Source organism: Acidimicrobiia bacterium, from assembly GCA_016650365.1.
Taxonomy (GTDB): Bacteria; Actinomycetota; Acidimicrobiia; order Spongiisociales; family JAENVV01; genus JAENVV01.
The window spans coordinates 1-6271 of the sequence record JAENVV010000256.1 but is presented as its reverse complement, the minus strand read 5'-3'; the positions used below and the strand labels follow the sequence as shown (position 1 = coordinate 6271).

The window sequence follows — 6271 nt, the reverse complement described above, 5'->3', positions numbered from 1 at the left end:
TGTGATGGAGCCGCCCCGGATCGAGTACGACGTCGACGGATTGTTGGAAGCCAATGCCGCCGCTGACCCCTTCGACCAGTTTGCAGGCTGGTTTCAGGAAGCAGTCGAGGCAGATGTACCCGAAGCAAACATGATGACGCTCGCCACCGTTGATGGAGCGGGTAACCCCGATGCAAGAATCGTGCTGTTAAAGGGACACGGTCCCGCCGGATTTGTTTTCTACACGAATTACGCCAGCGACAAAGGCCAACAGTTGGCTGATCGGCCGGAGGCGACCCTCGTGTTCCTCTGGCAATCGCTCCATCGGCAAGTCCGGGTGTCGGGAAGTGTCGAGAAAGTTGACGTCGCAGAGTCAGACCGATACTTCGCGAGTCGGCCGCGTGGATCACAGTTAGCAGCCAGAGCAAGCGATCAATCGTCGGTGATTGCGAGCCGGGATGTGTTGAAAGTTCGATATGAGACTGAGGAGTCTCGATGGGCAGGTCAGGAGGTACCCCGGCCGCAGACCTGGGGAGGGTACCGAGTGATCCCGCGCCGGATTGAGTTCTGGCAGGGTCAGGTCAATCGGCTTCACGACCGGATCGTGTACCGACTGACGGAGTCAGGTTGGGTTTGTCAACGCTTGAGCCCATGATGGCCCCCCGGGTCCGGAGGCCCATGCTCGCCGCCATGCTCGAGCACGCCACCTACGAAGCACCAAGTGAAGCCTGCGGGCTCCTGGCCGTAACTCCCGCAGGGTCGGTCCGCTTTGTGTATTGCCTGAGTAACGTCGATAGGTCGGCTTCGTCGTACACCATTGATCCAGCGGAGTTCTACGGTGCCGCCCGCCACGCTGAACGCCACGATTGGGAAATCGGCGGCGTGTTCCACTCGCACCCTCGTGGAACCCCGGTTCCGTCGGCTACCGATGTGGCCAGGGCTCCATCGCCTGCCTGGCTATACCTCGTCATCAGCGGCGACACGGTTGGTGCCTTCGAGATCGTCGGAAGCCGGTCCCGGCAGTTGAGAATCGAGATAGATGACTAGCCAGATCACGGGGAATCTACCGGCTGATACCGCCCAGGCGTTCACTGCTGGCCTAGTCTCCCTCCGATGCGTCTGACAGTACTCGGGTGTAACGGCACCTATCCGACTCCCGGTCGCCCCTCATCGGGCTATCTCGTGCAAACCGAACAGGCGACGATCTGGCTTGATTGCGGGACGGGCACGTTCGCGGCACTCCAGGAATACATCGATCCGAACGACCTCGACGCGATCGTCATCACCCACGAACACGTCGATCATTGCGTCGACGTTCTACCATTCGCCTACTCGCGCCGGTATGGGCACCCGCTCCTTGGTCCGGTTGCGGTGTATGCCCCTGCCTCGGTACCAAAGCGACTCGAGGCGCTAATTGGTCGGACCGGGAGTGCGGTCTTCGAAGCGCTCACGTTCAACCGGGTGGACCTCGGCACGGAGGTGAACATCAAGGATCTTCACCTCCTTTTCACACAAACCAATCATCCGGTCCCGACGATGGCGGTCAAGCTGACCGGTCAGGCAGGATCGATTGCCTACACGGCCGACACCGGGGTGGCCGACCACCTGGCCGAGTGGGCGGCCGGCTCCGACGTGCTAATTGCCGAAGCCTCCTACCTCGGTTCGGGCGCTGACAAACCGTGGCCCCATCATCTGACGGCATCCGAAGCCGGTGAACTGGCAACTGCGGCCAATGTGGGCCGTCTTGTGCTGACTCATCTCTGGCCAACCAACGATCCGGGGCAATCGGTCGAAGAAGCCTCCGAAACTTTTTCTGGTTCCGTCGTGGCGGCGACCCCAGGACTGACCATCGATCTGAAGGAGAGCAATGGCGCAACGTGAAAGACCAGCCGACGAGTTACGCGCAGTTCGCATCACACGGGGCTTTACGAATATGACCCCCGGATCGGTTCTCATTGAGATGGGCGAGACCCGGGTCTTGTGCACAGCCGGCGTCGAATCAGAGGTGCCAAGGTGGATGAAAGGTTCGGGTGCCGGCTGGGTAACGGCCGAATACGGAATGTTGCCGGGATCCTCGGGTGAACGTATCCGACGCAACAACTACGAAGGCGGCCGCTCCAAAGAGATCTCCCGCCTCATCGGGAGATCATTACGGGCGGTTGTCAACATGAAAAAAATGGGCGAGGCTATGGTGCAAGTCGACTGCGATGTCTTACAAGCAGACGGCGGAACCCGCACCGCGGCGATCACCGGAGCATTCATTGCCATGCACGACGCGTTTAGCGCGGCGGTGGTTGCCGGAAAAATGTCGGATATTCCGATCGTCGATACGGTGGCTGCGATATCGGTTGGGATCGTCGACGGGACGCCGCTTCTCGATCTGGAATACGTCGATGATGTCAATGCCGATGTCGACATGAACGTTGTCATGACAGGCCGCGGACTTCTGGTCGAGGTGCAAGGTACTGCCGAGAAAGCGGCCTTTACTCGCGACGAGTTCAACAGCCTGCTCGATCTGGCTGCTGACGGCATCGCCGAACTGTCCGCAGCTCAGAAAGAATTGCTCGGGCTGTGATCCCCCGGGTGGTTGTTGCATCGAAAAACCCGGACAAGATTGCAGAGATTGCTCGATTGCTCGATGGGGTGGTGGGGGAGTTGGTGACCGGCCTGTCGTGGGAGGATGTCATCGAGGACGCCGACACGCTGGCCGGGAATGCCTTGCTGAAAGCCCGGGCGGTGTTCAATGCCACCGACCTTCCCTCAATTGGCGACGATACCGGGCTGTTCGTCGCAGCGCTCGATGATCGCCCGGGCGTTCACACGGCTCGCTATGCCGGTCCCGATGCCACGTACGACGACAACGTCACCAAGATGCTTCTTGAGCTCGAAGGCGTCGAGGATCGTCGGGCCGAATTCCGAACCGCGGCAGCCTTTGTGGACGGTTCAACAGAAGTGGTCGTCGAGGCGGCGCTCGTCGGGGTGATCACCGGACAGCGCCGGGGCGTCGGTGGGTTCGGCTATGACCCCATCTTCGAGGTGGACGGTCAAACGCTCTCTGAGATGGGCATCGACCAGAAAAACCGACTATCCCACCGTGCGAAGGCGCTAGCCCTTCTGAGGGACGCGTTAACCTGACCGATCGGACGACCGTGCTGGGGTTAACGCCGGAAGTTCCCGAACGGGGGAGGCTGATCGTTGATACGGGCGTAGTCGTTCAGCGCGAACATCCCGAAGACAAAAGCAATGAGCCAAGAGCGCAACACGATCACGGCATAGACGGCGGCCACCCCCGCCACAATGACGCCCACCCAGGCGGCCTGCTTGCGGCCGTCTCGGGGATTCTTACGCTCCAATACTTCGGCCAGGATTTGTGATCCGTCCAACCCGCCCATCGGCAGCAGATTGATGACGGCCCACGCCAGACTCATCCAGACGAGGCAGGTGATCGCAAACGACAGCCAGTCGCCCTGAATCGCCCAATAACGCAACCCGAGACGCCACGGTACATTGACGGCACTCTGCATTGCTTCACCGAACAACCCGAAGCGAATCCCTGCATAACCGAGAAGACCCAACCCGAGACCGGTAACCGGGCCGGCGGACGCGATCCATATACGGCTTTTCCAGTTCACGCCGGAGCCGTACCGCTCATTCCAGACGGTTACCCCGCCGAGACCGTAGAGCATGACGTGATCGAGGAGAGCCCCTTGGCGCCGCGCCACGATTCCGTGGGCAAGTTCGTGAATCAAAATGGCGACGAGAACGGCGATCAACCAGATCAGGATGCCGATCACCCCGAATCCCGCTCCCACCACCAGGATGATGAGCAGGAGGTATGACCAGTGCAGTCTGATTGGAAAAGACCCAAGCTTGAACTCGAACATTTTATCCATCCAGCTATAGTCGGATTAGTGCGGACGAAGGGACTTGAACCCCCACGGGCTTTCGCCCACCAGGACCTAAACCTGGCGCGTCTACCAATTCCGCCACGTCCGCAAGATCCAGCAAAGGCTAATCGTTCTTGTGGAGCGTTTGGCCAGTCTCTTCAGGACCGCAGACACATGGTTGCGTCTGCCAATTCGGCCCGGTCTGCAGGATTCAGGTAGGGCTTATTGTTTTTGTGGAGCGTTTGGCCAGTCTCTTCAGGACCGCGGCCACATGGTTGCGTCTGCCAATTCGGCCCGGTCTGCAGGATTCAGGTAGGGCTTATTGTATTTGTGGACCGTTTGGCCAGTCTCATCAAGACCACAGCCAGCGAGGCGGTTCTGTGGCAGTTCCGCCACGTCCGCACGGTGAGTAGTGAAAAAAGTGGTTCGGGTCTCCTGCAACGAGAAACGGAGCGCCCTTCATCGAAGAGACGCTCCGTTTGTGGGTAGGCCGCCCGGGACTTGAACCCGGAACCTGCGGATTAAGAGTCCGTTGCTCTGCCAATTGAGCTAGCGACCCGGATCCAGTTTATATCCGATCCGGCTTGCCGTGCCAATTGGATGCCTCCACAAAACGGAATCACGAATCTGGTCGTCCGGAAACCTGCCAAACTGACCAACACAAGAACGGGCTGTAGCGCAGCTTGGTAGCGCACCTGCTTTGGGAGCAGGGGGTCGTCAGTTCAAATCTGACCAGCCCGACAAAGAATGACTCATCGCCCGAACCGGGTTAGACCGGGGCGTTGAACGCCGGGAATGCGGCTCCGTGGCCCGGGATGATGATCGTGGCTTCCTTCAGGACGCGACCGCGATGGTGGTTCAACTGATCGACATCGAAAGCCCGGGGATCACCGGCTGAATTGGCGTTCCACCAGAGATGGGTCATGGCCAGCGTCCCGGCCTCGGTTTCGACCATCGTCGTGATGTCTTCGCGTGTGTGCCCCGGGGTCTCGAGCAGTCGGATGGAGTCCGAGAGTTCATATCCTTCGGCAGGTCGAGATGTCCACATGTCGCGTTCGTAGGTGGCCCAATAGTCGTGCAATCGAATGTTCGGGAACAGCGCGATATGCCAGGTGTGATCGGGATGGTGGTGCGAGATGATCACGTCAGTCACGTCCTCAGGGGTGACACCATGTTCGGCGAGTGGGTCGAGGATTGTCCATCGGCTCGACACCATGCCGGGATCAACCACGGCGATCACGTGTTCGTCACGTATCAGGCTGACCGTACCGGCCACTCGTTCTCCGACGTAGCCGACGGTCAAGATATCAACTGTTGCCACTATGCAAGCTCCTCTTCTCTCGACCCGGTGTGCAGTGTCGGTCCAGACTATCCGGTCTCCGGTGTCAGAAAGCTGGTTACAATCTCGCTTGCAGAATGCGGGTGTAGCTCAATGGTAGAGCCCCAGCCTTCCAAGCTGGTGGTGCGGGTTCGATCCCCGTCACCCGCTCGGTGAGGGCAGTCTCATGAGAATGAGAAACCCTCGCTAGCGTTTACACTGTCGGACCGGATGCTCCCGTAGCTCAGTTGGATAGAGCAAGAGCCTTCTAAGCTCGAGGTCGGGGGTTCGAATCCCTCCGGGAGCGCGGCAATACGGATAAGCGCCCAGGTTGATAAGCGCAGAGAACAGATATACAGATATATATACATGGTGGCCGTAGCTCAGTTCGGTAGAGCACCGGGTTGTGATCCCGGCTGTCGCGGGTTCAAATCCCGTCGGTCACCCCAAAGCCCAACACGCGCCCGAAAGGCGCGTGTTGGTTTGTGAATAATCGAGGAGCGCAACGTGGAAACCACAGTTACCGACGCCGGGCCATTTGAAAAACGGGTCGTGCTTTATGTCCCCGAGGAACGCCTGGACGAGGCCAAGTCGGCGGCGGCCCGCCGGCTGTCGCGTTCGATGCGTATACCCGGCTTTCGTCCGGGTCGGGCACCAAGAAAGGTCATCGAGTCGGCGGTTGGATCAGAGCGCCTCCGTGCCGAAGCCATAGATGACGCGCTGGGTGAACTGGTTGGCGAGGCGCTCGGCGAGCTGGACATCGTGCTGGCGGCCACGCCGACGGTGGAACGCGTCGGAGACACCGACACGGGTATCGAAATTTCCGTGATCGTGGCGAGTTGGCCGACTCTCGCCGAGACGCCGAATTACGTTGGTCGTGAGATCGAGATCTCCGGTCCCCTGGTGAGTGAAGAGGACCTGGCCGAGCAGGTCGATCGGATGCGCGAACAGTTTGCGGAGCTGACCGAGGTCGATCGGCCGGCCCGTGATGATGACTACGCCGTGGTTGATCTGGCCGCAGTCGATACCGAGGGCGCCGCCATTGACGAACTAGCTGCCCATGATTTGACGATCCGGGTTGGTCCCT

At 59.8% G+C, this 6271-nt stretch carries 8 protein-coding genes and 6 tRNA genes; 10 read left to right on the top strand and 4 right to left on the bottom strand.

What is annotated here, in order from left to right:
• The first annotated feature begins 4 nt into the window (after window positions 1-4).
• The 5 genes from pdxH (at window position 5) to rdgB (ending at window position 3114) form a co-directional block, all read left to right on the top strand.
• A complete protein-coding gene (pdxH, locus tag JJE47_14765; protein MBK5268681.1) occupies window positions 5-634 on the top strand; it encodes a pyridoxamine 5'-phosphate oxidase in 630 nt (209 codons plus the stop codon).
• Window positions 631-1026: a M67 family metallopeptidase gene (locus JJE47_14760; protein MBK5268680.1), complete on the top strand. Its 396-nt coding sequence runs from the start codon at window positions 631-633 to the stop codon at window positions 1024-1026. Before pdxH ends, JJE47_14760 begins: the two co-directional genes overlap by 4 nt.
• A 66-nt stretch (window positions 1027-1092) precedes the next feature.
• A complete protein-coding gene (locus JJE47_14755; GenBank protein ID MBK5268679.1) occupies window positions 1093-1860 on the top strand; it encodes an MBL fold metallo-hydrolase in 768 nt (255 codons plus the stop codon).
• The gene (gene rph / locus JJE47_14750) at window positions 1847-2554 is read left to right on the top strand and encodes a ribonuclease PH (protein MBK5268678.1); all 708 of its coding nucleotides are present in this window, start codon (window positions 1847-1849) and stop codon (window positions 2552-2554) included. Before JJE47_14755 ends, rph begins: the two co-directional genes overlap by 14 nt.
• Window positions 2554-3114 (top strand): RdgB/HAM1 family non-canonical purine NTP pyrophosphatase, encoded by a 561-nt coding sequence (gene rdgB / locus JJE47_14745; GenBank protein MBK5268677.1) that lies wholly within the window; start codon window positions 2554-2556, stop codon window positions 3112-3114. The genes rph and rdgB overlap by 1 nt, the downstream gene beginning before the upstream one ends.
• A 23-nt stretch (window positions 3115-3137) precedes the next feature.
• Here the strand turns inward: rdgB and JJE47_14740 are convergent, their stop codons facing one another.
• The 3 genes from JJE47_14740 to JJE47_14730 all read right to left on the bottom strand — a co-directional run bounded on the left by JJE47_14740 (window position 3138) and on the right by JJE47_14730 (window position 4425).
• Complete coding sequence (locus JJE47_14740) at window positions 3138-3872, bottom strand: hypothetical protein (protein ID MBK5268676.1); 735 nt, start codon at window positions 3870-3872, stop codon at window positions 3138-3140.
• Between the two features lie 19 nt (window positions 3873-3891).
• Window positions 3892-3975: transfer RNA gene (locus JJE47_14735), tRNA-Leu, on the bottom strand.
• 377 nt (window positions 3976-4352) lie between these two features.
• A tRNA-Lys gene (locus JJE47_14730) sits at window positions 4353-4425 on the bottom strand.
• Between the two features lie 108 nt (window positions 4426-4533).
• Here JJE47_14730 and JJE47_14725 point away from each other — a divergent pair.
• A tRNA-Pro gene (locus JJE47_14725) sits at window positions 4534-4607 on the top strand.
• Window positions 4608-4635: 28 nt separating this feature from the next.
• On the opposite strand, the gene JJE47_14720 is transcribed toward JJE47_14725, so the two are convergent.
• Window positions 4636-5190, bottom strand: coding sequence for an MBL fold metallo-hydrolase (locus JJE47_14720; GenBank protein ID MBK5268675.1), 555 nt, complete (start codon window positions 5188-5190; stop codon window positions 4636-4638).
• A 94-nt stretch (window positions 5191-5284) separates the two neighbouring features.
• On the opposite strand from JJE47_14720, the gene JJE47_14715 reads away from it, so the two are divergent.
• The 4 genes from JJE47_14715 to JJE47_14700 form a co-directional block, all read left to right on the top strand.
• Window positions 5285-5355, top strand: a tRNA-Gly gene (locus JJE47_14715).
• A 62-nt stretch (window positions 5356-5417) separates the two neighbouring features.
• A tRNA-Arg gene (locus JJE47_14710) sits at window positions 5418-5491 on the top strand.
• A 65-nt stretch (window positions 5492-5556) separates the two neighbouring features.
• Window positions 5557-5633 (top strand) — tRNA-His (locus JJE47_14705).
• Window positions 5634-5691: 58 nt separating this feature from the next.
• The coding region (locus JJE47_14700) for a hypothetical protein (protein ID MBK5268674.1) at window positions 5692-6271 on the top strand (580 nt) is incomplete at its 3' end.

Coding starts and splice junctions, on each gene's coding strand:
- rph (MBK5268678.1), top strand. CDS start 1,847: ATGGCGCAACGTGAAAGACCAGCCGACGAGTTACGCGCAGTTCGCATC.
- JJE47_14740 (MBK5268676.1), bottom strand. CDS start 3,872: ATGGATAAAATGTTCGAGTTCAAGCTTGGGTCTTTTCCAATCAGACTG.
- pdxH (MBK5268681.1), top strand. CDS start 5: ATGGAGCCGCCCCGGATCGAGTACGACGTCGACGGATTGTTGGAAGCC.
- JJE47_14760 (MBK5268680.1), top strand. CDS start 631: ATGATGGCCCCCCGGGTCCGGAGGCCCATGCTCGCCGCCATGCTCGAG.
- JJE47_14755 (MBK5268679.1), top strand. CDS start 1,093: ATGCGTCTGACAGTACTCGGGTGTAACGGCACCTATCCGACTCCCGGT.